General features: G+C 44.2%; 26 protein-coding genes. 15 read left to right on the top strand and 11 right to left on the bottom strand.

Going from position 1 to position 25,785, the window contains the following annotated elements:
- Genes OIU26_RS20400 through OIU26_RS20380 form a run of 5 tightly spaced genes read left to right on the top strand, consistent with a single transcriptional unit; the run spans nt 1 to nt 4,276 of the window.
- Entirely contained in the window at nt 1-708 is a 708-nt protein-coding gene (locus OIU26_RS20400; RefSeq protein ID WP_090739002.1) for a lantibiotic protection ABC transporter ATP-binding protein, read from the top strand.
- A gap of 1 nt (nt 709) precedes the next feature.
- Nucleotides 710-1,441, top strand: coding sequence for a lantibiotic immunity ABC transporter MutE/EpiE family permease subunit (locus tag OIU26_RS20395; RefSeq protein WP_264217829.1), 732 nt, complete (start codon nt 710-712; stop codon nt 1,439-1,441).
- 1 nt (nt 1,442) lies between these two features.
- Nucleotides 1,443-2,201, top strand: coding sequence for a lantibiotic immunity ABC transporter MutG family permease subunit (locus OIU26_RS20390; protein WP_264217828.1), 759 nt, complete (start codon nt 1,443-1,445; stop codon nt 2,199-2,201).
- A gap of 36 nt (nt 2,202-2,237) precedes the next feature.
- Nucleotides 2,238-2,897 (top strand): response regulator transcription factor, encoded by a 660-nt coding sequence (locus OIU26_RS20385; RefSeq protein ID WP_264217827.1) that lies wholly within the window; start codon nt 2,238-2,240, stop codon nt 2,895-2,897.
- On the top strand, nt 2,888-4,276 hold the full coding sequence (locus OIU26_RS20380; RefSeq protein ID WP_264217826.1) for a sensor histidine kinase: 1,389 nt from the start codon (nt 2,888-2,890) through the stop codon (nt 4,274-4,276). Before OIU26_RS20385 ends, OIU26_RS20380 begins: the two co-directional genes overlap by 10 nt.
- Before the next feature lie 210 nt (nt 4,277-4,486).
- On the opposite strand, the gene OIU26_RS20375 is transcribed toward OIU26_RS20380, so the two are convergent.
- Nucleotides 4,487-5,836: an MFS transporter gene (locus tag OIU26_RS20375; protein ID WP_264217825.1), complete on the bottom strand. Its 1,350-nt coding sequence runs from the start codon at nt 5,834-5,836 to the stop codon at nt 4,487-4,489.
- Between the two features lie 10 nt (nt 5,837-5,846).
- The gene (locus OIU26_RS20370) at nt 5,847-6,878 is read right to left on the bottom strand and encodes a quercetin 2,3-dioxygenase (RefSeq protein WP_264217893.1); all 1,032 of its coding nucleotides are present in this window, start codon (nt 6,876-6,878) and stop codon (nt 5,847-5,849) included.
- Between the two features lie 185 nt (nt 6,879-7,063).
- Here OIU26_RS20370 and OIU26_RS20365 point away from each other — a divergent pair, with 185 nt between their 5' ends.
- Nucleotides 7,064-7,945, top strand: a complete 882-nt coding sequence (locus OIU26_RS20365) for an AraC family transcriptional regulator (protein WP_264217824.1) — start codon at nt 7,064-7,066, stop codon at nt 7,943-7,945.
- 101 nt (nt 7,946-8,046) lie between these two features.
- Here the strand turns inward: OIU26_RS20365 and OIU26_RS20360 are convergent, their stop codons facing one another.
- Complete coding sequence (locus tag OIU26_RS20360) at nt 8,047-10,086, bottom strand: fibronectin type III domain-containing protein (RefSeq protein WP_264217823.1); 2,040 nt, start codon at nt 10,084-10,086, stop codon at nt 8,047-8,049.
- Nucleotides 10,087-10,499: 413 nt separating this feature from the next.
- On the opposite strand from OIU26_RS20360, the gene OIU26_RS20355 reads away from it, so the two are divergent.
- On the top strand, nt 10,500-10,829 hold the full coding sequence (locus OIU26_RS20355; protein WP_064964129.1) for a DUF3817 domain-containing protein: 330 nt from the start codon (nt 10,500-10,502) through the stop codon (nt 10,827-10,829).
- A 126-nt stretch (nt 10,830-10,955) separates the two neighbouring features.
- Here the strand turns inward: OIU26_RS20355 and OIU26_RS20350 are convergent, their stop codons facing one another.
- From OIU26_RS20350 to OIU26_RS20340, 3 genes are all read right to left on the bottom strand, one after another.
- Nucleotides 10,956-11,162, bottom strand: a complete 207-nt coding sequence (locus OIU26_RS20350) for a hypothetical protein (protein WP_264217822.1) — start codon at nt 11,160-11,162, stop codon at nt 10,956-10,958.
- 37 nt (nt 11,163-11,199) lie between these two features.
- Nucleotides 11,200-11,451, bottom strand: coding sequence for a YolD-like family protein (locus OIU26_RS20345; protein ID WP_025364962.1), 252 nt, complete (start codon nt 11,449-11,451; stop codon nt 11,200-11,202).
- A gap of 196 nt (nt 11,452-11,647) precedes the next feature.
- Nucleotides 11,648-12,217 carry a TetR/AcrR family transcriptional regulator gene (locus tag OIU26_RS20340; protein ID WP_016820806.1) on the bottom strand — a complete coding sequence of 190 codons (570 nt, stop codon included), beginning with the start codon at nt 12,215-12,217 and terminating at the stop codon, nt 11,648-11,650.
- A 137-nt stretch (nt 12,218-12,354) separates the two neighbouring features.
- Between OIU26_RS20340 and OIU26_RS20335 the strand changes: the two genes are divergently transcribed.
- From OIU26_RS20335 to OIU26_RS20305, 7 genes are all read left to right on the top strand, one after another.
- Nucleotides 12,355-13,818 (top strand): DHA2 family efflux MFS transporter permease subunit, encoded by a 1,464-nt coding sequence (locus OIU26_RS20335; protein ID WP_206099057.1) that lies wholly within the window; start codon nt 12,355-12,357, stop codon nt 13,816-13,818.
- Between the two features lie 204 nt (nt 13,819-14,022).
- The gene (gene nikA, locus OIU26_RS20330; protein ID WP_264217892.1) at nt 14,023-15,558 is read left to right on the top strand and encodes a nickel ABC transporter substrate-binding protein; all 1,536 of its coding nucleotides are present in this window, start codon (nt 14,023-14,025) and stop codon (nt 15,556-15,558) included.
- Between the two features lies 1 nt (nt 15,559).
- Nucleotides 15,560-16,504 carry a nickel ABC transporter permease gene (nikB, locus tag OIU26_RS20325; protein WP_264217821.1) on the top strand — a complete coding sequence of 315 codons (945 nt, stop codon included), beginning with the start codon at nt 15,560-15,562 and terminating at the stop codon, nt 16,502-16,504.
- Nucleotides 16,501-17,355 (top strand): nickel transporter permease, encoded by an 855-nt coding sequence (gene nikC / locus OIU26_RS20320; RefSeq protein ID WP_264217820.1) that lies wholly within the window; start codon nt 16,501-16,503, stop codon nt 17,353-17,355. The genes nikB and nikC overlap by 4 nt, the downstream gene beginning before the upstream one ends.
- A 5-nt stretch (nt 17,356-17,360) precedes the next feature.
- Nucleotides 17,361-18,197, top strand: coding sequence for an ABC transporter ATP-binding protein (locus OIU26_RS20315; protein WP_264217819.1), 837 nt, complete (start codon nt 17,361-17,363; stop codon nt 18,195-18,197).
- Nucleotides 18,190-19,032: an ABC transporter ATP-binding protein gene (locus OIU26_RS20310; RefSeq protein ID WP_264217818.1), complete on the top strand. Its 843-nt coding sequence runs from the start codon at nt 18,190-18,192 to the stop codon at nt 19,030-19,032. The genes OIU26_RS20315 and OIU26_RS20310 overlap by 8 nt, the downstream gene beginning before the upstream one ends.
- Nucleotides 18,999-20,309 carry an MATE family efflux transporter gene (locus tag OIU26_RS20305; RefSeq protein WP_264217817.1) on the top strand — a complete coding sequence of 437 codons (1,311 nt, stop codon included), beginning with the start codon at nt 18,999-19,001 and terminating at the stop codon, nt 20,307-20,309. Before OIU26_RS20310 ends, OIU26_RS20305 begins: the two co-directional genes overlap by 34 nt.
- 121 nt (nt 20,310-20,430) lie before the next feature.
- On the opposite strand, the gene katA is transcribed toward OIU26_RS20305, so the two are convergent.
- From katA to OIU26_RS20280, 5 genes are all read right to left on the bottom strand, one after another.
- Nucleotides 20,431-21,888 carry a catalase KatA gene (katA, locus tag OIU26_RS20300; protein ID WP_264217816.1) on the bottom strand — a complete coding sequence of 486 codons (1,458 nt, stop codon included), beginning with the start codon at nt 21,886-21,888 and terminating at the stop codon, nt 20,431-20,433.
- A gap of 286 nt (nt 21,889-22,174) precedes the next feature.
- Complete coding sequence (cysC, locus tag OIU26_RS20295; protein ID WP_264217815.1) at nt 22,175-22,777, bottom strand: adenylyl-sulfate kinase; 603 nt, start codon at nt 22,775-22,777, stop codon at nt 22,175-22,177.
- Nucleotides 22,778-22,826: 49 nt separating this feature from the next.
- Nucleotides 22,827-23,726, bottom strand: coding sequence for a TIGR02452 family protein (locus OIU26_RS20290; RefSeq protein ID WP_264217814.1), 900 nt, complete (start codon nt 23,724-23,726; stop codon nt 22,827-22,829).
- Nucleotides 23,727-23,731: 5 nt separating this feature from the next.
- Complete coding sequence (locus OIU26_RS20285; protein WP_013371357.1) at nt 23,732-24,214, bottom strand: NADAR family protein; 483 nt, start codon at nt 24,212-24,214, stop codon at nt 23,732-23,734.
- A 30-nt stretch (nt 24,215-24,244) separates the two neighbouring features.
- Nucleotides 24,245-25,150 (bottom strand): NUDIX hydrolase, encoded by a 906-nt coding sequence (locus tag OIU26_RS20280; protein ID WP_058830842.1) that lies wholly within the window; start codon nt 25,148-25,150, stop codon nt 24,245-24,247.
- A gap of 295 nt (nt 25,151-25,445) precedes the next feature.
- Between OIU26_RS20280 and OIU26_RS20275 the strand changes: the two genes are divergently transcribed.
- Entirely contained in the window at nt 25,446-25,748 is a 303-nt protein-coding gene (locus tag OIU26_RS20275; protein ID WP_043885972.1) for a hypothetical protein, read from the top strand.
- Nucleotides 25,749-25,785: the final 37 nt, after the last annotated feature.

The raw sequence follows: 25,785 nt of genomic DNA, 5'->3' as shown, positions 1-25,785 counted from the left end.
ATGGATAATATTATTTTACAGACTAAAAATCTCTGCAAAACCTTTGGACGACAGCAGGCAGTGAACAACGTCGCGTTGTCTATTCAGGAGAATTCCGTGTATGGATTGCTCGGGCCAAATGGGGCAGGAAAATCAACTACCTTAAAAATGCTAACCGGTATGCTACGCCCGACAGCCGGTGAGATTTTATTTCAAGGGAAACCTTGGTCCCGAAAAGATCTTGCTCAGATCGGCGCACTGATCGAATCTCCTCCACTCTATGAGAATTTGACAGCTAGAGAGAACCTGAAGGTTCGCACAACGTTGCTTGGACTACCTGATTCGCGGATTGATGAAGTGCTGAGCATTGTTGATTTGACCCATACCGGGAAAAAGCGCTCCGGCCAGTTCTCGATGGGTATGAAACAGCGGCTGGGCATTGCGATTGCTCTCCTCAATCATCCCAAGCTATTGATCCTAGATGAGCCAACCAATGGACTAGACCCCATTGGTATTCAGGAACAACGTGAGCTGATTCGCTCCTTTCCGAAGCAAGGAATTACCGTAATTCTTTCCAGTCATATTTTATCCGAAGTCGAACAAATCGTTGACCATGTTGGTATCATTGCCGGCGGCGTATTAGCTTATCAAGAGACGGTCACTCCAGGGCAAAACCTGGAATCGTTGTTCATGCAGATTGCACAGAAATATCGAAAGGGAGGTGAGTAGGATGCAGCAATACATAGCCGCCGAACATCTAAAATTAAAGCGCACCTTCACGAAAAAGCTGGTCTGGCTGGCCCCGATCGTTACTCTTCTTCTATGTACTGGGCTCATGGGGGGACGTATGCTCCAAAGCGCCAGCTACAATTGGTGGTATTTCATGCTGCTACCAGGTGCCCTCACCTTAATGTGCTCAGGAGTGATCCAAAAGGATGGCAAGAAGCTGAAATACCGTGCTGTCCTTGGCATATCTGTAGATTTGGCTCGGGTATGGTACGGTAAAATCGGGGTTTGCGTAAGGCTCTTAATGGTTTCCTCTATTATCCTATTTATAGGGATAACTCTTGGCGGATTCGTATTCTCAACTTCCGTGACACTAGCAGAAAGCGTCGCTGCAACTCTGCTACTCTTCATCACCTTTTTGTGGCAAGTTCCACTTTGCCTGTTCCTAACGGATCGAATAGGCATGTTTGCCACCCTAATCATCAACATGCTGGGCAACGTAGCCTGCACCGTCTTGTTCGCTACGTCTTCTGTATGGTGGGCGGTACCCTATGCTATTCCAGCGCGATTGATGTGCGCCGTCATTCAAGTGCTGCCTAATGGGCTTTCCGTTCCTTCAGGAGATCCACTTTTGGATAGAGGCATAATTGTTCCCGGGCTGTTGATCACAGTATGTCTATTCATGATTCTGTCAGTGCTGACGGCCATGTCTTTCCGTAAACGGGAGGCTAAGTAAGATGATATCTTTCTTCCGCAATCTGAAATCTGATGTGCTCAAACTTAGAAGGCAGCCCTTATTGCTGGTGCAGCTGCTTGTGCCACTCTTAGGCATAGCAATCTTTCTAGCCTATTATTCCTTCACTCCATACTCACCGATTTCGAAGATAGACGGCTATTTGCAGGTCCTGGCTGTGGCTCTTCCTACCATGATTGGTATTGTATGCTCCATTGCTGTTGAGCAGGAGTCAGTCGCTGGAAATTTCCAACACCTCTTGACCTCGACGGTGAAGCTGTTACCTTTTTTGAGCAAGCTTAGCCTGCTTCTGTGCTTGGGATTTGGTAGTGTGCTGCTTGCCTCAGGCGGCTTTGGAGCTGGCTATATATATCTGTTGAAAGAGTCCCCGTATAGCTTGAAGTTTTATGTGTTGGCTGCCTGCATTCTGTTTATGTCGAGTGTATTCCTTTATATTCTGCATTTTTTCATTAGTTTGCGATTCGGTAAAGGAGCTTCTATCGGTCTGGGCATCATGGAGAGTCTATTGTCCGCTTTGCTTCTAACAGGGCTGGGTGATCATAATTGGATATTCATCCCCTCTGCTTGGGCTGCCCGCTTCATCACGATCTGGGTGCAATACGGCGTAAGCTCAGCAGATTCTATCCCTGAAACTATACAGCTTGATTTGGGAATCAGATATTGCGTAGTAGGGACCTTAGTCATCATGGTATTATTAGGGTTATGGATTTGTCGTTGGGAAGGACAAAATTCATCCGAGTAAAGATTAGAGAAAGAAAGCAAGGGAAGTGAATAAAGCATGGCAAACTTGTTGGCCGTTGATGATGAACCCGCCGTTTTGGCACTACTTCAAAATATTTTGCAGAAAGATGGCCATGTTGTCACGGTAGTCTCCACCTCCCCACAGGTTCTCACCATGCAGCTTGGAGCCTTTGACCTCATCCTGCTGGACGTGATGATGCCGAGCATGGACGGATTCACACTCTGTCGGGAAATTCGCAGCAAGGTAGACTGTCCGATCCTGTTCCTTACAGCAAAAACCATGGAGAACGATGTAATGTTGGGCCTTGGGGAAGGAGCCGACGATTATATTGTCAAGCCGTTTGGGGCTGGAGAGCTGCGCGCTCGAATCAACGCCCATCTCAGACGAGAGAATCGTGAACGGCGTAATGTATTCTGCATCGGGGAAGTTCATTTCAATCTGTCGGGTAAGGAAATCACCGTTCAAAATGTTGTAATCCCGTTTACCAAAAGTGAATATGAGATATGTAAGTTTCTAGCTCTGAACTGGGGCCAAGTGTTCTCTAAAGAGCAGATTTACGAAGCCGTCTTCGGCTTTGATGGAGACAGCGACTCCGCCACCATCGTGGAGCATATCAAAAATATTCGGGCCAAGCTTGGCAAAGTAGAGGTTTCGCCAGTGGAGACAGTTTGGGGGATCGGATACCGATGGAAGTAGCCAAAGTACAGCAAGCACATAAGACAACCAAACTGCGAACCATTTTTCTGGGTTATTTAGTTATGTTTTGTATCGGGACGATTGCGCTCGCGCTGTTCTTGGTTCTCATCTTCTATATCCTGATGTCTTGTGGAACCATTCTTCCTGCGAACTATGCTGAGAATCAGGTACGGGAGGATAAGGCAATCCTTGAAGCTGGCAAGACCCTACAGCCGGATTCTCGGCAGAAACTATATAGATACGCGTCATTCACTTCGGAAGGCCGCCACATTGAGGGAAATCTTTCTGAAAAGCAGGCTCAAGCCGCTTGGAGTGTTACGCAGCAGAGCAATACTGCCTATCAATTCCCCTATAACTATGTAAAAGTTTCACATAATAATGAAGTTACTGTGATGCGCTACTCTGTCTCGGCACAGTTTGAACTTCCTATTCTACGTCAATATCTGCCGAACGCGGAATTGTCCTTTTTTGCCGTGTTTTGTATCGCCTTCCTGGGGGGAGGAGCCCTACTCGCTTCCTCCTTCGGACGAAAGCTGACGCGCAAAATGAGTGGATTGCAGCAGGCTACAAAGCAAATTCAGGCACAGGACCTGGACTTCTCAATTCAGCTCAGTGGTGTGATGGAGATCGATCGGGTGCTCCATTCTATGGATAAAATGAAAGAAACGTTAAAGACTTCGCTTCAGAAACAATGGAATCTCGAAAAATCCCGTCGTGAGCAAATATCCGCCCTGGCACACGATGTCAAAACACCACTCACTATCGTTCGCGGAAACGTAGAGCTGCTGTCCGAAACCGATCAATCGGAGGAGCAAAAAAACTATACCGATTATATAGCGGAGAGCACCAGGCAAATGGAGCAGTATATTAAGACTCTTATTGAAATTTCAAAAGCGGAAACAGTAGCCACCCTGCAGGCGGAAACGATAGATACTGACTTCTATCTAACTAAGATAAAAGATCAGGTAATGGCTCTGGCCGCTGTCAGAAAAATATCTGTCGTATTTGCTACATACAACCTCCCTAGTACGTTGTATGTAGACCCAGTTCTGCTTGAGCGAGCCATCATGAATGTTGCTTCTAATGCGGTAGAGAAAGCGCCGGAATATAGCGAAATCCGGCTGACTGCGGAGTCTGCCGAAGAGTGTATTCGTTTAAGCATCGTAGACGAAGGCCCAGGCTTCTCTCCTGAAGGCCTCAAACAGGCAGCGGAGCAATTTTATATGGGCGACTCGTCCAGAAGATTAAGTGGACATTACGGCATGGGGCTGTATATAACAAAATCCATTGTGAACCTACATGGCGGACAGCTGCTCATCACCAACTCCACCCAGACAGGCGGCGGACAGGTAAGCATTGAGATTCCGCCAGTTCATTAGCAACAAAATGAGCAATTACCGAAAAAAATAATTCGCTATTAAGCTTGGTTCGATTCATAAGGCTTACACCTCTTCCTCGTTTGTTATTGAAACAATTTAAAACGCTACTGACATATGAAGGTCAGTAGCGTTTTATCATTTTGCCATCGGAATGAAAATACTCTTGGCACAGCCTGGCGATTATTATAATGAACATTGGTTATGGAATTACTATATGTGCCGCTGAACGGATGATGCTTCTTTACGGAAAACTGTAAAATAAAAAATAGCAAACCCTATGATCCATATGCCCATAATCCAAAAAATAGAGCTGAACACACTTTGACTTTGCGCTCCTTGATCAAGCACGGATCCTAGAATAGACGTTCCGATAGCCCCTGCCATAAAGCTTCCCATCATATAGATGCCCATACCAACTCCGGTTTGCTTACCGCTTAATGTTCGAGAGATGGTATTTGCCATTGTAATCTGAGCCAACGTTAATCCAGTATTCGCTAGAATTAAGATGATCGAAATAGATGTAGGAACCGCGTCTATAAATACACCTAAGATGAGATATGCGATTACTTGAAGCAGGAATGCCAACGAGAATACAAAGCGGTTGCCCTTTGCATCCGCGATTTTCCCACCTACCAATCCAAGCAATGCAGCAATCAAAGCACCGGGAAACATTACCAGTCCTGTATTTACAGAAGATAAGTGATGTATTGAACTTAACACTTGCGGTATCAAGTACGGAACACATAAATTAAGAGTAAGAACCATACAAGCGATAATCAACCCTATCGTATATCTTGTATTTTTAAAAAGGGTCGGATCAATAAAGGGTTCATTTGTTTTGTTAATGCGAATAATGAACAATACGAATATAAGGATCGTAGCCGCGAAATAGCTCAAGCTGTGACCAGTAATGGAGAGTAGCAGCAGCGTAATTGAAGCTGCAAGCAAAACACCTCCTATGAGATCAGCTTTTCCTTTTGAAGGTGTTTCATTTATTAAATACCTTCTGAAAAGAGGAATTGTAACAATTATTAAAAATGAGATTAAAAACAGGTAACGCCAGCTTGCAAAACCAATAACAAAGCCAGCAATAATTGGACCTATTGCCGTCCCTAAAGCCATTCCAGCAGAAGTAATCCCCAAAGCCTTGCCCCGATTTGCGATAGATATATAGCGAATCGGGATCAACATAGAAGAGGCCGGAACAACAGATGCCCCAATGGATTGTAAAATTCTGCTCACAATAACCATCCAATAATTAGAAGAAAAAAAGCCAACTATAGATCCTAGAGCAAAGCAACATAATCCAAAGGTAATTAGGTTTTTCAACCTAAACATGTCCGCCAATTTTCCGTAAGCCACTGATCCGATAGCATAAATAATGATATATGCTGTTATAACCCAGCTTACTTGGGAAGAGGATAATTTAAATTCTTCGCGTAATGAAGGTAGAGCGACATTAAACATGGTTGAATTCATCACTGAAATCACCATTGCAAATGCAAGTATCCAGATGATGGCATATGACTCAGATTGTTTGATGCGACTGTTAGCTGACACTGGGTCCTCCCTACTTACGATCGAGCGGAGATTTAGCCACCACGTTCAGATCAAGTTCGTCGATAATAGCCATTACACGATCCATACGCAGCGGACCTGGTTCTGTTGGAAAGGTGTACGCTTCGTGCGGCTCACCCAATGCCCGGAAGAAAGGTTCGAATAATCCAGATACCAACATACCTACGACTTTCGTATAATGAGAGTCCAGTCTGTATGAATGAAGTGTTCCTGCAGGTACATGAAGAAAATCTCCAGGAAATAATTTTACTTCCTCTCCGTTTGCCCACATCGTCATTTGTCCCTGCACACAGAAGAATGTTTCCGTATGATGGTTATGAAAATGTTCAACGATAGGGTCCCCTTTCGGGCCATCAGAAGCTACAAAAATGTATTCCCCATTCGTATTTTCTTGAGTGGCTAAAATTCTGTGAAGCTGGTCTCCAGTGAGCAGCCGGTCTCCCTCTCCATTTTCCAGAACATAAGGAGCTACGCATCTTGGATTATGGCTTCCTTCAGGCGAGTTATACTCTCCCCATTGAACAGCATCTTGAAGGAATACAATGTCTGCTCTATTGGAAGCTTCCGTCAATTGATTCTCGGAATACGAATTCATCGCTGTGGTTGGATGTTCAAAGTAAGGATACGGCTCTCCTAAATGCTCATATATTGCTGTGAGATTACCTTTGATCGAATAGGAAGCAAAGCGATTTCGGTGTCCAGCCATTCGATACGCATGAGCGATTCCAGGAGGTATGTGAACATAGTCTCCGGCAGTCAACAAATGGTTCACTCCATCGAGCATAAATTCAATTTTACCTTCCATTACATAGATAGATTCAAAAGCATCTTTATGCTTGTGCAGCGGAAAGGTCTCTCCTTTCCCACCTGAAATCGTCGTTAATTCGAGTACATCCCCAGTGCTTTTAAAATCGGCAATAACAGCAGCTACCTGTTGACCAAATACATACTTTCTTCCATCCCCGCTACGCAGTAAATAAGGCATTTTTTCTTCTGGAAGTTCTGTAGTTAAACTAACACTCATCATGTCATCCTCCTTTGTATTTATATTTAAAATTTTAATAGTTTCGATTTATCACTTAAATGGTCATGAGCGACAGCTTATGGGCAATTACGACCTGTACCAATTGAATACATCTTAAAAATTGATATAATAAAATTTATGTCAAAAAAATGGTGTGCTTTTTATCTACAAAGGAGGGGATCGCATTGGTTAGCGAAGAGGCATATTATCTAGACCATAGTTTCACAAATGGGACTCCAATTTCTCTTTGCCCTATCCAAATAGAGGGAAATATTCAAAAACATGCTCATGATTTTTACGAAATTTCTTATATCAAGGAAGGTAACGGTACACTAAAATTTTCTACGCAAACGTTGTCCGTTTCCAAGGGAGATATTATTTTTATCCCTTATGGAAAAGAACATCTCTTTGTTCAGAGTAATACAGCAGATCATACACCCCTTGAGGTTATGAACTGTCTTTTTGACAAGCAAATACTGACCTTGCCCGGAGAGCCTTCTGATAGCCAAATTCAAGAGGATTTTTATCGTTTGGCCCTTCTTTTTCGGGAATGTACTGACTATATTCAAGTTCGAGAAAAAGCAAAAGAATTTGCTAAAATTATGTACACTATTGAAATAGAGCAAAAATGTAAATCCACCGGATTTAGATATAAACTTTATTTATACTTAATCGATTTATTAGAACATATCAGCCATGCCATGCAACAAGTAGCTCATGTTTCCAAGCCAATCATAACCGATCCCATTCAGTATGCGATTGATGATATAACCAGAAATTATAAAAATCCATTGTCTGTTGACCAAATTTGTAACCAATTCTTAATTAGCTCACGGCAATTTCAACGTAAATTTAAACAAGCCAGCGGAATGACCTATACAAAAATGCTGCAGGATATTCGTATTCACGAGAGTTGTAGCTTACTATTAGATACCCATTGGAGCGTCCAAACGATCGCACTTGAAGTCGGTATTCATGATATGAAATATTTCTATCGAATCTTCAAGGAACGATGTGGATTAACCCCTCATGAATTTCGTTTTAATGTCTGTTCAAATATACAGTAATGCGTAGATCTTGCGGGTGTTTAAAGGCACCCTTTCCATATGTCTGCATACAAAAAAAAGTTCTAAAGTTTAAAACTTTAGAACTCTTTTTATATGAGTATTTATTTGGTAATCGTAATTTGTTTGGATACACTATTATAGTTTACCTGATAACCCGAAAGCTCGCTGATGACTCGTAATGGAACCAGCGTATAGCCGTTAACAATAACCGGAGCAGTGATGTTCGTCGAATAATTTCGGGAGTTGTTTAACTCATATACAGCAAGGGTGGAATTCTTGACTTGAAGTACTATTTGTTTGCCGTCTGTAGGACGATTCAGAATGATCTTTTTAGTCCCTTTTTCATAGTTTACATCGTAACCCACCCGTTCACTGATAAAGCGTAACGGGACCATCGTTACCCCATTTATAATTTTTGGCGCCTGAGCTATCGTTGTAGCCCGACCATCAACATAAGCTGTTTTAGCTCCTGGTGTCAGGGTGAACGATGTTGTATATGAAGCAACCGCATTGTTCGTGTAACTCGTCGTAGTGCCGGAAGTCGTTGTAGTTGAACTCGTCCCGGACGATGAACTACTGGTGCCTAATGCCCTATTGCGAATAGCCTCCAGTCGATCTAGCAGATCGCTTTTACGTGTACCGGTTGGCAGATCACTTATCGCATCTCTGGCAGAACGCCAGTCGGACGCATTTAGACTGTTCTCCGCAATCCTCATTAAATCTCTCGCTTTCTCATAGTTCGATGAACTAGAGGACGAAGAGTAGTAACCATCCGAATTCGTGCGTTCGGATATCTTTACACCACTAGATTCCCTTCCACTACTATTTACGGTTATGACTTTAATCTCATACCAGCGTCCTTCTCGTAAATCCGTTATTTTATAGGATTCTGAGGTTGTAGTTCCCTTATAATCACCATCAACATAGATTTTTACCCTCTCTGCTCGACTCGGCATATCATAGGTGATTTTGATCCAGGTGTCGCTTTTGCTATCGACTTCAAGATTAGAAACTTCTGACGAATTGGAAGATGTACTGTCCGTTGTGGCAGTCAGCTTCACACCGGAGGACAACGCACCTGAACTTCGCTTGGATTTTATCGTGAACGTGTATGTCTGGCTTGCCGAAAGATTGTTAAATGTATAGGATGATCCTGTTGAATCAGTTACCAGTTGTCCATCCTTATACAGACTGACCGTACTAATTCCGCTAGGTCTTGTCCAGGAAAGAGTAACGCTATAGTTATTAACTGATGTCACCGAAGCACCTGTTACCTCGGGCACGATATCGGTAGAGACTGAAGACGTTGTAACCGGAATACTAACTCCTTGAGATATGTTTCCGGATTTGTCTATTGTTTTGACCATTACAGTGTAGGCTGTAGCAGCATTCAACACATTAAACGTGTAAGACGTGCCTGTGGTTTTCTGAATTTCTGTACCATTTAAATAAATAATCGCTTGGCTTAAGTCAGCATCCTTAGGCAGTATGTAATTGATGGTAAATCCATTATATCCTATATTTGTCGCTGTCAGCCCGCTTACTTCTCCTGGGGGTGTCTTATCCACAGGGGCATCAGTGGAAGCTGTTTTAACCTGTACTGTCGTACCTAGAGATTCGTTGCCGCTCTTATTCACTGTCTTTACTCGAAAGGTATATGTCGTATTCGGCTGTAAACCACTCATCATATAAGAGTTACTTCGAATGTTATCAACATATACATCGTTAGTGACATTAACCACTTTTACGTGGTCAAAATTGATGTCCGATGGATTAGTCCAGGACAAATTTACTTTTGTTGTTTCTGTAGGAATCGCTGTCAGATTGCTTACCTCTGCTGGCGCAATATTCGCAGTAACCAATTGGGTCGACATTAATTTCATCACTTGGTTAATATTAGGCTTCTGACCGGTTAATGTAGTCAATTTCGTGCTAGAAGTGATCGGTATTTGGCGTCCTTGAACGGTCGCTAATTTGGTATGTGATTGTGGTATGTTCAAACCTGTCAGATTTGAGTTATGCCTTTCAGTCGGCAACGCGCTAGCCACTGCATCGGGTCCCAAAATGCCATACCCCGTATTCAAAATCAGCGTAGCCGTTGCGAACGGAGCCATCCATTGACGCAAACGTTTTTTATTCATGTTTTATGCTCTCCTTGATACCAGTATGGAAATTTATTTGTCAAAACGAATAAGTAAACTCACAAACCCTTCTGCTGTAATCCAGCTTTTAAAATATATACCATAACGTACAGACGTTCATTTAACTGTTATCGGAATTTCCATACCAAATGTTTAGACCTGACACTAGCATTCTTTAGCAATTGGGTACATGTTAACCTCGAAATGTCCATATACACAAAGCCTTCGAGCTTGGCTAACTAGACATTTTTTTTCTTGCGCTAAGCCATACAAAGCAAACCTTGTTACCCTAGTCTCAGAGGAAATATTAAAAGCTAGCTATAAATATTCGATATATCGTAACTTTCTACCGTTTAATAACATTGCATTATAGGATATATTAAATTTTAAGTAATAGAAAAAGGAGGTGTATTATGTTCAAAAATGCTTTTAAGACGTTTGGTGCCATTGGTAATATTGAAGCGATTTCTTATCTGCTGCTTGTGTGTATTGCCATGCCACTTAAATACGCAGCCGGAATGCCGCAAATGGTAAGCTGGGTGGGGATGATCCATGGGGTACTGTTTGTGGCTTATGTGGTTGCCACTATTGTCATGCTGATTTTGCGTAAAATTACGTTACTGCAAGGGCTTGCTGCCTTGATTGCCTCGCTGTTGCCGTTCGGCCCCTTCATTTTCGATCGTAAGGTGCTTAAGAAAGCCGAAGCCCGTGCCAGTCATGCCAGCCCGATCAAAGCTACATAAACCTATACCAGGCCTAGGTCAACGCAGCAATGCGGTGTTCTCCTTACCACTTATACAGCAGAATATAAAAAAACAACCGATGGCTGTAAACCACTCGGTTGTTTTTTTATTCACAAATAATAATAATTAGTTCCTGGCATTTTCCAAAAATTCATAATAGCCATCATTTGACGGATCACCCTGGCTGTTACGTTTGAGATATCCTACTATAGCTAGATAAGCAAAAAGTCCGAACATAGCAGCAGAAACAACTATATATACTTTAAAACCGAAAATTATTGAAAAGATGATCATAAAAATACCGATTGTAAGGGAGACGCCTAACTTTGACATTCTTTCATCCCTTTCTGTTATATTTATGTAATCACAACTAATCTCTCGGGTAATTTACACTCATGATATCCATAAAAGGAACTTTATCCGTTTCTCCATTACTCTCTACATGAACCTTGCCTGTTCTCGGGTCCATTTTAACGATTTGTCCGCGGGTTGCTTCTTCGCGTCCCCATACTGTCAATACAACTTCGGATTGCTCTTGTTGTGCTTCTACAAGCTGATTCCCGATTTCCTCCAGTACAAATTCATCCCGAGTAGGCCGTTTGGGTACCTTCGCTTTTGCCACTTGCTATCACTCTTCCTTTCGCGCAATATCAAATTCATTCCATTTTACCATACTTTTCATCATTTGGTGCTGGTAATGTGAGTAAAATTACGTCCCAGGATGCACCAAAAAGCCGAGTTCTCAAAAATGAAAACATCGACTCTCTAAAGTCGTTTGTTGGAGCTCATTAGGGGTACTTGAAAACCGACCAGCTAAGTCATTTGACCAACTGTGGAATGTAATCCACGATATTATAAATAGGAGCACTGCTCTGTTGTGTAACGGCCAAAATTAATGCACCTTCGAGCATCGAAATGATCAGTACTGCCAGACTGTGTGCCTTTTCCTCATCCAAGCCCGATTCCTGAAGACGCTCCATATAAATGCGCTGCCAATCTGTAAACGTATTCACACAAGCATGACGTAGTGATTCGCTGATACAGGAGGTTTCCGCAGCTGCCCAGAACCCAATCGGCATGAAGCTGTCAAAGCCGAGACGGTCTGCCTCCTCAGCTGTATGACGAATAAAATCCTGAATGGCTACTACAGGATTTTCGTTTCCACTCAGTGCCTGTTTTAATTTTTGCTTAATAAACTCATTCCCTCTTCTTATGCACTCCAAAGCCAACTCTTCTTTACCATGTGGAAAATAATAATAAAGTGATCCCTTCGGTGATCCACTCTCCGCAAGAATCTGATTCAGTCCGGTAGCATGATACCCCTGGTGAAAAAAGAGCCTCGACGCCGTTTGTACGATATTCTCATATGATTCGGGTTTAGCAGCCATATACAGCATCCTTCATTATATAATATTTGAAACTTTTACTTTGACAAAAAAATAATAGCATGTTTATTATATATAGACCGATCGTTATAATTCAATACCCATTAATTTATTGGAGGAACAAAAACAACATGAATACAATGAGTCAAACAAGCTCACCCTCTGAACCCAAAACGTTCAAGGTGCTACCTATTATGATTGCCCTGCTCCTTAGTGGCTTTATTGGGATGTTCAGTGAAACGGCACTTAACATTGCGTTGAATGATTTGATGCAGATTTTGCATATTACAACTGCAACAGCTCAATGGCTGACTACCGCTTATCTGCTGACACTTGGTATTTTGGTGCCTGTATCGGGATTGCTGCTTCAAACCTTTACCACAAGACAGCTGTTTGTGACATCGTTGCTGTTTTCAATAGCTGGTTGTCTCGTTGCAGCGCTTGCCCCTACCTTTTCAGTGTTATTGATCGCACGCATTTTGCAGGCTATGGGTACAGCGCTGTTATTGCCGTTGATGTTTAACACGATCTTAATTATCTTCCCAGCTGAAAAGAGAGGCGCGGCTATGGGAATCATCGGATTGGTTATTATGTTTGCACCTGCGGTAGGACCTACCATTGCAGGACTGGTACTTCAGAATTTATCTTGGCACTGGATCTTCTGGATCTCTCTTCCTTTCTTGGTCCTCTCGCTGATCTGCGGTATTTTGTTTATGCAGAACGTCTCAGAACCGACCAAGCCCAAGATTGATCTTTTATCTATTATCCTGTCTTCCATTGGCTTCGGCGGTGTCGTGTTTGGTTTCAGTAAATCTGGTGAAGGTGGCGAAGGCTGGACCAGCCTGGTTGTTTTGCTTCCTGTGATCATCGGCGTGGTATCGTTGATTCTGTTCTCTGTACGACAGTTGAAAATGAAAGCACCTATGCTGAATTTGCGTGTATTTAAATATCCAATGTTTGTGATCGGCGTTATCATGGTGTTCTTATGTATGATGACGATCCTTTCTACGATGCTGATTCTTCCACTCTTTTTGCAAAAAGGGCTGGCCTTGTCCGCTCTAACAGCAGGTTTGGTGCTTCTGCCAGGTGGAATTATCAACGGTCTCTTGTCGCCTATTATGGGTTCCTTATTTGATAAATTCGGTCCTAAATGGCTTGTGATTCCAGGACTTGTGATCGTGGCCGCTGTGTTGTTTTTCCTGTCCGGCATTACAACGACATCCACGCTCGTACTCATTATTGTGCTGCATAGCTGCTTGATGATCGGTATTTCTATGATTATGATGCCAGCCCAAACTAACGGTCTAAACCAGCTCCCTATGGATCTATACCCGGATGGAACGGCTATTATGAGTACACTCCAGCAAGTCGCTGGTGCAATCGGTACTGCCGTAGCGGTAAGTATTCTCTCCAAAGGCATGGACAGCTATTTGAGCCAATCCAGCATGCCTCAATCCGTAAATGAAATGGCTAATGCCATGGTAATCGGATCTCAGAATTCATTTTTCTTTGCAATGGTCATCAGCGTGATCGGTCTGATCCTTGCGTTTTTCATCCGCAGAGTTCATGTTGAACATGGCACTGCTAAAGCACCCATGCACTAATAAATTATTATTTTCATTCCAAATGTAATACCTGAATAAACTTAAAGGCTGCTAACCATTCCATTTATGGTTAAGTAGCCTTTTTTTATGAATCTAGATAGGTATTCATATAATTACATATTTACAAATCCCCCTCATTTGGTTACGATATGACTCACGGAGTAAAGCGTAAAAATTACGATTACTATTAAGGAGGACTCCATGTTGTTTAAACGTTCGTATTTCAAACTATTTATCCCTGCGGTTATGGCGGTGATGATGACAGCCTGTGCTACATCTCCATCAGTTTCATCCACATCCTCTACGGCACCACAAGATAAAAGTGTCACCTTATTGTTCAACGTGCAAAGCCCTTCTATTGATCCTCATGCAGATATCAATTACACAGCCGTTCGTGCTGGAGTAAATGAAACACTGATCAAAGTGAATAAGGATCTCAAGCTGGAAGCTTGGCTTGCAGAAAAATGGGACAGTAAGGACGGGCAGCACTGGACCTTTAGCATCCGACCAGGCGTGAAATTCCATAGCGGTAAAGCCGTAGATGCCGCAGCTGTCAAAGCCTCTCTGAAAAGAGCACTAAAGCTCAATCCATCGGTTAAAAATGCGCTACATATCCGTGATATTCATGCAGAAGGGCAGATCTTGAGCATTACGACGGACAAGCCCTTCCCAGAATTTGTATCTGAGCTGGTTCATCCGAATACCGCAATTATGGACACCACAGCCGCAGGTGACTTCCCATCAGGAACGGGGCCGTTCAAAGTTGTTAGTTTCCGTGCCGGAAGTGAACTGAATCTGGATCGCAACGAGGACTATTGGAACGGTGAAGTAAAATTGAAACATGCCAAATTCATGTTTAACGAAGACGCCAATGCACGTCAGCTTGCTTTTCAAGCTAAGACGGCCGATATTGTGTATCGTCCGCCCGTTGAAAGTCTGGAGCTCTTGAAAGCTGATTCTACCGTTAAAGTTGACTCACTTCCTAGCCTGCGGACGCACCAACTTATTTACAATATGAACAATCATGATCTGAAAAAAACAGCTGTGCGCAAAGCATTTGATAATCTGATCAACCGGGATGAGATTGCGAGCGGTATCATGTCTGGTCAGGGAACCCCTGCGCAAGGTCCGTTCTTGCCGGATTTTCCTTTTTCACCGGAATATATTATGAAAAAGTTTGATCTGAATGCGGCACGAGAAGGCTTCAAAGAGGCTGGATATACAGTGCAGAACGGAAAAGTTACGAATCCTGACGGCGCCTCCCTTCATCTTACATTGTTAACCTACCAGTCGAGAGCGGAGCTTCCACTCATTTCACAGCTGATTCAGGCTAACGCTAAGGAGCTTGGCATCACGATTGATATCCGTCAGGTTGATAATATTGATGAATATCTGGCTGCTCATCAGGATTGGGATTTGGCGACTTACAGTAACATTACAGCCCCGCGGGGCGATGCAAGCTATTTCCTGAATGCGGCCTATATGCCGGAGGGAGCATTGAATTACGGTCGTGTGCATGTACCAGAACTCGCGAGTATGATTACGCAGCTGAACACAACCGTGAATGAGGAGCAGCGCAACAAGCTAGCGCTGCAGGCTGTCACGCTGATTGATCAAGAAAATCTGCAATCCTTTCTAGTTCATCCAAACAACGTAGTGGCCTATCGTAATTACGTACATAACTGGGTAACCAGCCAAAGTGAATACTATCTGTTGACCCAGGACTTGGATGTGAACTAGCATGCTTCAATCTATTGCCAAAAAGTTTCTGACGCTTATATTGTTCTTTCTTATTCTTTCCTTTGTGAGCTTCTGTCTGCTTAAGCTTGTTCCGGGCGATCCCGTTCGGAGCATTCTTCGAGTAGATGATGTAGCTGTATCCAATCAGCAAATTGCGGATATGCGTAGCCAATTGGGGCTGGATCAGCCATTGCCTGTGCAATATGGTAAGTGGCTGGTTCAGTTGCTCCAGTTGGATTTTGGACAATCTTATTTAACCCATCGTCCAGTCTTGACAGAGTTTATAGAAAAGTTGCCTTATACACTCCTTCTGACTGGAGGCTCCCTGTTCATTATGCTGCTGATAGCTCTCCCGTTAGGCACAATGTCCGCACTGTACCGTAACCGCTGGATTGACAGTGCCAGTCGTGTGTTTGCCTTAATTGGCTCCTCAATTCCCAGCTTTTGGTTGGGGCTTTTGTTTATCGAATGGTTTGCAGTTAAATTGCGTATTTTGCCGTCTATGGGGGATGGAACCGTCTTTCATTTAGTCCTCCCTTCTCTTACCCTCGGATTGGCAATGGCGGCTGTTTATGTACGAATGATTCGTGCAAGTCTGATTGAAAGCTCGGGACAGGATTTTATCAAAGCGGCTCAAGCCCGTGGAATCAGTCCGGTTCGCATTTTTTTCAGACACATGTTCCGTCACAGCTTAGTTCCACTTATTACGGTATTCAGTGAGAGCATAGGCAGCCTACTGGGAGGTACGGTGGTAATCGAAGTGCTGTTCGCCTATCCGGGGCTTGGCAAATGGATTGTGGATGCAATTGCCGCGAGAGACTATCCCATTATACAGGGCTATACAATTTTTATGGCCATATTCATTATATGTCTCAATATCTTGGTAGAACTGTCCTACCGTTGGGTCAATCCTGAAATTGCTTTGAAGGAGAAACGTTTATCATGATAAAATCCGTACATGCGGAAAACAGGCCGTTCACCAGGGCACGATTGTCCAAAGCATGGATCGGATCACTCTCCATCCTGTTCATTCTTACAGCCATTACAGTCATACCCTTCCTAGCTCCACAAGATCCGTATCATATCCAGATGGGGAGTCGACTTCAACCGATCAGTGCAATGCACTGGCTGGGAACCGATCATTTGGGTAGAGATGTGCTGTCGAGGGTCATAGCAGGACTACGGACGACAGTCGGAACCAGTTTGTTGATTTTGATCGTTTCACTGGTTGTCGGGGTTCCCCTCGGTCTGCTATCAGGATTTATTGGAGGCTGGATGGATCGTGTATTCCAACGTGTGGTCGATGCCTTCATGACTTTGCCTGATTATATTTTTGCCATTGTACTAAGCGGCCTGCTCGGACCAGGCTTAGGGAATCTTATATTTGCGGTGTCTGCAGTAAAATGGGTTGGTTATGCCCGACTGGTGCGCAGTACCGTTCTGGCTGAAAAGCAAAAGGATTACATTTCGTTATCCATACTCGCGGGTACCTCCTCCCTGCGAATTGTCATGCGGCATATTCTGCCCCATGCCATTGGGAATGTACTGGTACTGGCTACGCTGGATATCGGCAAAATCATTTTAATGATCGCCTCTCTATCTTTTTTGGGCTTAGGTCCTCAGCCGCCCATTCCCGAATGGGGCACGATGTTGAATGAAGGGCGTGCATATTTTCAAATGGCCCCCCATTTAATGCTGGGTCCCGGCATAGCTGTCGTGCTCACGGTGCTATTAGCGAACGTGTTTGGAGACAAGCTACGCGACCGTTATGATGTTAAAACCCGGTCAGAGGAGTGAACTACATGCTGACTATTGAAGGCTTAACGATTCGGACAAAAGCGAAAACGATTGTAGAACAACTGGAGCTTGCCATTCGTCCGGGAGAATGGTGTGCTCTGGCAGGAGAAAGCGGAAGCGGTAAAAGCATGACTGCGTTCGCTATTGGCGGTCTCCTCCCCGCTTCTGTTAGCACTGAAGGCATCATAATGTGGAATGACGAGAATTTGCTTGCCCTATCCGTTAAACAAAGACGTTCCTTGCTTGGTAGTGAAATATCTTACGTTTTTCAAGACTATCACGGGGCTTTTACCCCTTTTTTGCGTGTGGGCAGCCAACTCGACGAGCTGATGCGTGCTCACGGCAAGCAAGACCGTAAAGCGCGTAAGCAGCGCTGTCTTGAGGTGTTGGAGCACGTACAGCTTCCCGCCAAGCGTGTGTACCGCAGCTATCCATTCGAGCTCAGCGGCGGTCAATTGCAGCGAGCAGCTATTGCAGCTGCACTGCTTCTAGAGCCAAAGCTGCTCATTGCCGACGAGCCAACAACTGCGCTGGATACGCTCACTGCACACCGAGTACTCCAGCTCATTGACCAAATCCGGATGGAAACGGGGATTTCCGTCATGTGGATCACTCACGATCTACGGCATGTACGGAAGTATGCGGATCGAATTGCAGTAATGCGTACAGGTGTTTTGCTTGAAGCTGGTCAAACGCAAGCGGTGCTGGACCATCCAGCCCATCCATATACGCGTCGCTTACTGGCGGCTATTCCGCCGCTGTCTCCAGACGCTCCTTCACGTTTGCCATGCAACAGCACCGATGAACAGCTTGCACCGGAAAGGAGCATATTACATGAATAATCAAGCCGCCTGCGCTCAGTGGCAAGACAGCCCTCATCCTGTTGTTACCGTCTCCGGTTTGACGAAGGCTTACGCTGGGGGCAAAACTGTACTGCACGATGTTTCTCTGTCGGTCTCACCCGGAGAATGTCTGGGTGTTGTCGGAGAAAGCGGCAGTGGGAAAAGCACACTTGCTCGCTGTATTTTGACATTGGACACGTTTGATCAAGGTGAGCTTAGACTGGATGGACAGTCCATTCGAGGATTAAAGCGAAGTGAATTAAAACGGATTCGCAGCAGACTGGGAGCGGTATTTCAACATCCATCCGCAGCTTTGAACCCCAGACTAACCATTTTGCAATCCCTGCTGGAGCCATTGGATCAGCTCAAATGCTATGTTCCTTCCTTTATGGCGGGGATGCCCTCTGGACGTTGGAATATAGCAGAACAACTGCTAGGTATGGTAAAGCTTCCGGCAAGCTACCTGGATAAGTTTCCACATCAGCTCAGCGGTGGGGAAAAGCAGCGTGTAACCATTGCACGCGCCATTAGTACAGAACCGGAATTTATCGTATTGGACGAGCCGACTGCAAGTTTGGATGTGACCACACAAGCCACCGTTTTAAATCTGCTCAAGGATTTGCAGGATGAGTTTGGACTGGCTTATCTGTTTATCTCGCATGATCTGGCGGCTGTGCACTTTATGAGTGATCGAATCATGGTTATGAAAGAAGGCCGTGTGCTTGAGCATTTTTCCAAGGAAGCATTATTTCATTCGGATCGGCATCCCTATACACAATCATTACTGGAGGTTTTTTCAACATGCTGCCTTCCCACCGAGCCTATCTTGCTTTAGCAATCCCTTTAATTATTTCGACGATTACTACCCCGCTACTCGGTGCGGTGGATACAGCAGTAATCGGTCATTTGAGCCAGTCTGCCTATTTAGGCGGCGTGGCAGTCGGTACTCTTATTTTCAATACTTTATATTGGCTGTTTGGCTTTCTGCGAGTCAGTACGTCAGCTTTTACAGCACAAGCCGCAGGTGCACAAAATAACGACCAAGGCATAGCTGCTCTCATGCGCCCACTGGCTATAGCTCTACTCATCAGTGCAGTATTTATTGTCTTGCAAAAGCCCATCCTGCTAGCTTCTCTCCAGCTTATCCGTCCAGCTCAGGATGTGGCAGAGCAAGCTGCAATTTATTTTAACATCCGCATTTGGGGAGCACCCCTTACATTGGTGAACTATGTGCTACTCGGATGGCTGATGGGATTGTCCCGCGTGAAAGCTACATTATTTTTACAAATATCAATGAATGTAATCAATATGCTATTAGCTCTTGTATTTACACAGATCATGCATTGGAATGTCACTGGGGTCGCAAGCGCTACTCTGATTGCAGAAGCTCTTGCATGTGCATTGGGTCTTGCACTGGTGTTCCGTTCACCGATTTGGAGAGAATGGAAGCGCAGTGGACAGAGGAATTGGCGAGAATGGTTCGGTGCCTCAGAGTTGAAAAGTGTCATGGCGACGAACCTTGATCTCATGATTCGTACAGCCTGCCTGTTGACGATGTTTAATCTGTTTACGGCGCGCAGTGCGAGCTTTGGCACCGATCAGTTGGCGGCAAATGCTATTTTGTTGCAGATCCATTACATTATGGCTTACTTTTTTGATGGGTTCGCCAACGCCAGTAGCATCATGACGGGTCAGGCTCGTGGTGCCGGAGATCGTAAAATGCTGCAAAGAGTTATTCATTTGTCCTGGTTTTGGACACTGGTTACCGGTGTAGTGACGGGAGGATTGTACCTTGCACTGAAAGAGCCGCTGATCTCGCTATTTACGGGGAACGCTACAGTGATTAGCCTGACAACTCCTTACAATGGGTGGCTGATGGTCTTTCCCCTAGCAGCCGGGCTGGGACTGGTATTCTATGGTGTATTTACAGGGATGACGGTAACGTATCCGATCCGTAATTCGATGCTGATTTCACTGGTCTGCTTTTTGATCGCTCTCTTCTGGTGCGTTCCACATTTTGGGAATCATGGACTTTGGTTATCCTTTATCATCTTTGCCCTGGGACGGTCACTGTTTCTGGTGATCTATTTGCCTCGGTTGAAGAGGATTTAGCAGCACCTGCTTTACATCGATCTCAAAAACAAAGGATGTCCCATCCACCATGTACGTGGTGTGGGGACATCCTTTTATTATTTATTCATACGGTTCTTAGGATAGGAGTTTACCAATCCTTCTACTCGTCTTGTGGAACGGTCAAGCCTAGACCATCCGCTACACGACGTCCGTATTCAGGATCAGCTTTATAGAAATGGCCGATCTGACGCAGTTTGATTTCATCACTTTCTACAGGCTTCATCGCATTTACGATGTTTCGGACCAGGCGTGAGCGCTCCTCTTCACTGAGCAAGCGGTACAGGTCCCCTGGTTGTGTGTAGTGATCGTGATGATCATAGGCTACACTTTGTGCCTCGCCAGACACTTCAAAAGGAGCAATTTTGTGAGCTGGTGATTCTTTCGGTCCACCGAGACTATTAGGCTCATAATAGACAGATCCCCCGCCATTACTGTCACTGCGCAATGCACCATCGCGTTGGTAGTTGTGTACTTCCGCATGCGGCCGATTGATTGGCAACGCATTATGGTTTGCGCCTACACGGTAGCGATGTGCGTCACCATAGGCAAACAAGCGTCCTTGCAGCATCTTATCCGGGGATGCCTCAATACCTGGAACAAATGAACCTGGCGAGAATGTCACCTGCTCTACCTCAGCAAAGTAGTTCTCAGGATTGCGATTCAGCACCATGCGCCCTACCTCGATCAGAGGGTAATCCTTTTGAGACCATACTTTGGTCACATCAAATGGATCAAAACGGTACGTATCCGCATCTTCTATGGGCATAATCTGCACATAAAGTTTCCATGCCGGGAAATCGCCCTTTTTAATCGCATTAAACAAATCTTGTATATGATAATCCGGGTTTTCACCGGCAATTTTCGCAGCTAAATCCACATCGAGATTTTGTATGCCTTGTTCTGTTTTAAAATGATATTTCACCCATACGGCCTGCCCCTCGGCGTTCACCCACTTGAACGTGTGGCTGCCAAAACCATGCATATGTCGAAGTGTAGCCGGAATACCGCGATCAGACATGAGAATACTTACCTGATGCAGCGATTCAGGAGACAAGGACCAGAAATCCCAGACCGCATTCGGGTTTTTTAAATGCGTTTGAGGATGACGTTTTTGCGTATGAATAAAGTCAGGAAATTTAATGGCATCCCGAATAAAAAAGACAGGTGTATTATTGCCCACGAGATCATAGTTTCCTTCTTCTGTATAAAACTTTACCGCAAATCCACGTGGATCGCGTACAGTATCGGACGAGCCTAACTCACCTGCCACAGTAGAAAAACGGATAAACATCGGTGTACGCTTACCCACTTCGGACAAAAAGCTTGCTTTTGTATATGAAGACAAATCATTAGTGACTTCAAAATATCCGTGTGCCCCCGCACCTTTAGCATGAACAACCCGTTCCGGCACACGCTCCCGGTTAAAATGCGCCAATTTTTCCAGCAGATGCACATCCTGAATTAATACAGGCCCCCGTGAGCCTGCTGTAATCGAATTCTGATTATCTCCAACAGGAGCGCCCCAGCTTGTAGTCAGGTTTGTTGGTTGGTTACTCATAATTGAAATCACCTCTTGATTGAATTGGTTGACCATGTGCTTTTCACTATAAATTGTGCACAAACAAAAATCAATACTTTTTTATAATTATTATAATCTAGGATTTAGAATTAGTTTAAATTAAAAAAGAAAAAGCAAGCCCCTTAAGGCTTGCCGTAATACGTGCTGTATTTATTTACAATAAAATGACTTCAATTTTTTACGTTCTGTAATAATTACATTGATCACTTTTTAGGTTTTGTTATGGAGACTTTTAGACAATATTCATATGGAATTCATCATAAAATCATAATAGCAGCTGCTTTCTATCGAGAAAGTCCAGAATATCCTGTACCGACTGACTTACGTCCCGGCCTTCAGTAGATACGATTAAATCAGGTTCCAACGGTACTTCATATGGAGCATCAATCCCTGTAAAATGTTGAATTTCTCCAGCTCTTGCTTTCTTGTACATGCCTTTTGGATCACGACGCTCGCATTCCTCTAGACTGCATTGGATATAAATCTCGTAGCAGCCTTCCTGTTGTAAAATGTCCTTTACCATTTCACGATCCTCACGATAAGGCGAAATGGTAGCGCAAATCGTTAGAACCCCCGCATGTGCCATTAGCTTGGACACTTCCGCTATACGACGAATATTTTCTTTGCGGTCAGCGGGTAGGAAACCCAAATTGCGATTCAAACCATGCCGAACATTATCCCCATCCAAAATAAACGTACGTATCCCTCGTGCATATAACGCTTTTTCGAGTGTGGAGGATACCGTTGACTTTCCCGAGCCAGACAGCCCCGTAAACCAAAGCACCGGACTCTTATGTCCGTTCAGAAGCTGTCGAGCTTGCTTATCCACTTCTGATACATGCCAGGTAATGTTGGAAGATGGGTTCATTCAGCACTCTCCTATTTCATCAGTATTAATGGTTAATATGTCTCTGATATCAGGATAGAGCATTTTTAAAACTGTTTAAAGTACGTTGCTCTGTTTTGTGGTCCAATACCGCAAACACAATCTGTTCAAACAGCAGTCCATATCCTTCAGCTACAAGTACTTGCTTAAACCAGTCGGCAACCTCTTCCGGCTTATTGCGGAATACCCCACAACCATAAGCACCAAGCACAAGATGTTCTACACCATTTTGCATGGCCATTCCCAAAATATAACGGATACGCTCCAACATGACTTCTCCAATCCGATTGACCTGCTCTGGCTCCCGTTCACGCACGACTCCAGCATTCACAGCAGGCGCGGTCAGGAAATCGACTAAATACGGATTTTCCAGCAATGTTCCCTGATCATCCCGAAAAACAGGAACTTGGGGAGAATAAATCATATAATCTGAATAAAAACAGCTCCGCAGCTTCCGATTATGTTGATACATTTCCTCCATTTGTGAAATGCAAGGATACAGCGCTGATGAACGAGCTAAGCTTTCCTCTTGAGCCTGACTGCCTCCGAGGAATCCACCTCCTGGGTTTTTGGCTGATGCAAAATTCAAACATGCTACGTGTTCCCGCTTCTCCTCGACCTGGAGTCTATGTGCGGCCTGCAACGTACTTTCTCCCGTAACTTCTATCTTTCCAATGATCGCCTGTTCGCCTACATCGGAAGAAGCTCCCCATATACTTTTTATTCTTTGCTCTGCCTCTTGCTTTATGGCTACCAGTTGAGAAGGTCTATATAGCTTCGAGCCTGTGACCGCATTTTCTACCTCTTTTGCTATATTTACTTGTACCTGTTTGGTATTCGTATAATGCCCATTTTCCAAAATGGACAGTGTTTCATGCGCCATATATGATCGAACATCCCGATTACTCCGGGAATTCATTGTGTTTTTCATGGTGACTAATCCTCCTTTTGCAATAGATCCTCACGTAAATTCGTCAATATTTCCCCCAGCCAGTTCGTACCCCGCCATAGCTTCCGGTGCCGTATACGAGCATCATTTTCAGCTAAGCCTACACCCCAAATGGTGTCCGTCGGACTAGCCTCAACCAGAGTAGTTCCCTTCGTTTTAAGCAGGTGCTTGAGCAAATTCTGATTTTGGGTGAACTTGGCATAATTTCCGTCATACACGATTTGCTGGCAATTTGCTTCCCACAAGGATTGGTCAAATCCGCGCACACTGCGACCACGGGCTTTTTGCTCCCTTGGGGTGGGGGCTTGCATAATTTTCAGGGCTGCCTCTTCGTCTCCAAAAAGCTGCGCTTTTTTTAGCATCATATATTGCTCGGCACAGTTAAACTCCAACCCATCCACGACAAATTCACAAGGGTACCATTGCGAAAATGGCGAATGACTGCGATAAAAAAATGTAAACTTTTCCATAAATATTCCTCACTTCTTCTTTCTTTTATGCTATATAAAACGTGACCGTGGCTTAAATCGGTATAACTTGGACGGACGATGCCCGGCCGCCTTCCTGTATTCATTGGTTTCTTCCACGAGATCTGCTATTTTGCGACGAAAAGCTGCGGCCAACAGCTCCTTACCTAAAATAATTTCATACACCTGCTGAAGTTCACTCAGTGTAAACAGAGCTGGCATCAGGTGAAACGCAATATCTGTATATTCAATTTTGCTGCGCAGACGCTCAATACCATACGCAATAATTTTGGCATGATCAAAAGCAATTCCCTGTGACTCCAGCACTTCTCGCTTGATTTCTATGGTTTTCCCCTTAAGAATTTCAGTTACTTTCACTTTGGCTGACAGGAGGATGTCCGCATGCTTCAATGTAATGTCAATGTTTTGCTCCCACGTATAACCTTCCGGTTGATTCGTCCGCGTCTCCTGAGCCACACTGTAATCCAGTTCAAACCATTGAGCATCTGCGGCATCATCCCCTGCCTGTACCTCCAAGGATTCATGATCAACTAACGCCATATAAGCGCAGCTGATCACCCGCATACGCGGATCACGTGCCACATCTCCCCAAGTATACAGCTGCTCCATATAAATCTGATCGACATTGGTTTCGGTTTTAAGCTCGCGTCGTGCAGCTTCTTCGAGGCTTTCATTCATGTCTACAAAACCGCCAGGCAACGCCCATTGTCCTATAAAGGGGTGCTCTCCTCTTTGGATCAATAGAAGCTGAAGTGTCTTCTCCGGTAGCTTACGGTAATTTTGCTGGAGCTGATCCATTACAGTAAATAGCAGCATATCTACCGTTACGGATGGGCGTTCATATTGATTCGCATCATAAAGGGCCAGAAATTGCTCTTCCGTCAAGCCACTGTGATTGTGTTTCAATTTATCTTTCATTTGTGTCACCCACCTGCTCATATTTGGGGCATCCTCGCTTTTGCTTCACAAGCAAGCAACGAATGCTTTATGTAATTTTTAATTTGAATAAATTGATAAAAACAAAATGTTAATATCATTACAATAATATATAAATAGTGCGTCGTCAATAGGGTGTATAGACCTATTTTTGATCATGTGATAGTTCTATTAGACTGTTTACTGAATTTTGCTTGTTGCTTATTGTCATATCATGTATGATGTTTTGGTCAATATAGGAAACACAACATACTAAACACGTAGGGAGAAGATTCAATTGTCTAACCAGTTTAATCCGCAACACAATCAACAAGGAGCACCATCCAGACCAGCCCCTGTTTACCCGCCACCTGTTTCATTCAAGGAGTGGATGATCAGTTTACTCCTGATGGCTATACCGGTAGTTGGACTTGTTATGCTGTTTGTGTGGGCTTTTAGCGGCTCGACGAATCCGAGCAAAGCGAACTACGCTAAGGCAGGTCTTCTTTGGGCTGCTATTGTAATTGTGATCTATATCATTATGGCTGTTGCTCTATTGCCTGCTATTATAAGCTCATTGAACTCCAGCAGCTACTATTGATTTCAAGTACATAGCAAAATAACCTTCCGATGAATCA

Origin of the sequence: Paenibacillus sp. BT-177, assembly GCF_025846815.2 — a bacterium.
Classification (GTDB): Bacteria; Bacillota; Bacilli; order Paenibacillales; family Paenibacillaceae; genus Paenibacillus; species Paenibacillus polymyxa_C.
Note: the sequence above shows the minus strand (reverse complement) of the source record. Positions and strands in the feature narration are given on the sequence as shown.

Coding starts and splice junctions, on each gene's coding strand:
- OIU26_RS20400 (WP_090739002.1), top strand. CDS start 1: ATGGATAATATTATTTTACAGACTAAAAATCTCTGCAAAACCTTTGGA.
- OIU26_RS20395 (WP_264217829.1), top strand. CDS start 710: ATGCAGCAATACATAGCCGCCGAACATCTAAAATTAAAGCGCACCTTC.
- OIU26_RS20390 (WP_264217828.1), top strand. CDS start 1,443: ATGATATCTTTCTTCCGCAATCTGAAATCTGATGTGCTCAAACTTAGA.
- OIU26_RS20385 (WP_264217827.1), top strand. CDS start 2,238: ATGGCAAACTTGTTGGCCGTTGATGATGAACCCGCCGTTTTGGCACTA.
- OIU26_RS20380 (WP_264217826.1), top strand. CDS start 2,888: ATGGAAGTAGCCAAAGTACAGCAAGCACATAAGACAACCAAACTGCGA.
- OIU26_RS20370 (WP_264217893.1), bottom strand. CDS start 6,878: ATGAGTGTTAGTTTAACTACAGAACTTCCAGAAGAAAAAATGCCTTAT.
- OIU26_RS20360 (WP_264217823.1), bottom strand. CDS start 10,086: ATGAATAAAAAACGTTTGCGTCAATGGATGGCTCCGTTCGCAACGGCT.
- OIU26_RS20355 (WP_064964129.1), top strand. CDS start 10,500: ATGTTCAAAAATGCTTTTAAGACGTTTGGTGCCATTGGTAATATTGAA.
- OIU26_RS20350 (WP_264217822.1), bottom strand. CDS start 11,162: ATGTCAAAGTTAGGCGTCTCCCTTACAATCGGTATTTTTATGATCATC.
- OIU26_RS20340 (WP_016820806.1), bottom strand. CDS start 12,217: ATGGCTGCTAAACCCGAATCATATGAGAATATCGTACAAACGGCGTCG.
- OIU26_RS20335 (WP_206099057.1), top strand. CDS start 12,355: ATGAGTCAAACAAGCTCACCCTCTGAACCCAAAACGTTCAAGGTGCTA.
- nikB (WP_264217821.1), top strand. CDS start 15,560: ATGCTTCAATCTATTGCCAAAAAGTTTCTGACGCTTATATTGTTCTTT.
- nikC (WP_264217820.1), top strand. CDS start 16,501: ATGATAAAATCCGTACATGCGGAAAACAGGCCGTTCACCAGGGCACGA.
- OIU26_RS20315 (WP_264217819.1), top strand. CDS start 17,361: ATGCTGACTATTGAAGGCTTAACGATTCGGACAAAAGCGAAAACGATT.
- OIU26_RS20310 (WP_264217818.1), top strand. CDS start 18,190: ATGAATAATCAAGCCGCCTGCGCTCAGTGGCAAGACAGCCCTCATCCT.
- OIU26_RS20305 (WP_264217817.1), top strand. CDS start 18,999: ATGCTGCCTTCCCACCGAGCCTATCTTGCTTTAGCAATCCCTTTAATT.
- katA (WP_264217816.1), bottom strand. CDS start 21,888: ATGAGTAACCAACCAACAAACCTGACTACAAGCTGGGGCGCTCCTGTT.
- cysC (WP_264217815.1), bottom strand. CDS start 22,777: ATGAACCCATCTTCCAACATTACCTGGCATGTATCAGAAGTGGATAAG.
- OIU26_RS20290 (WP_264217814.1), bottom strand. CDS start 23,726: ATGAAAAACACAATGAATTCCCGGAGTAATCGGGATGTTCGATCATAT.
- OIU26_RS20285 (WP_013371357.1), bottom strand. CDS start 24,214: ATGGAAAAGTTTACATTTTTTTATCGCAGTCATTCGCCATTTTCGCAA.
- OIU26_RS20280 (WP_058830842.1), bottom strand. CDS start 25,150: ATGAAAGATAAATTGAAACACAATCACAGTGGCTTGACGGAAGAGCAA.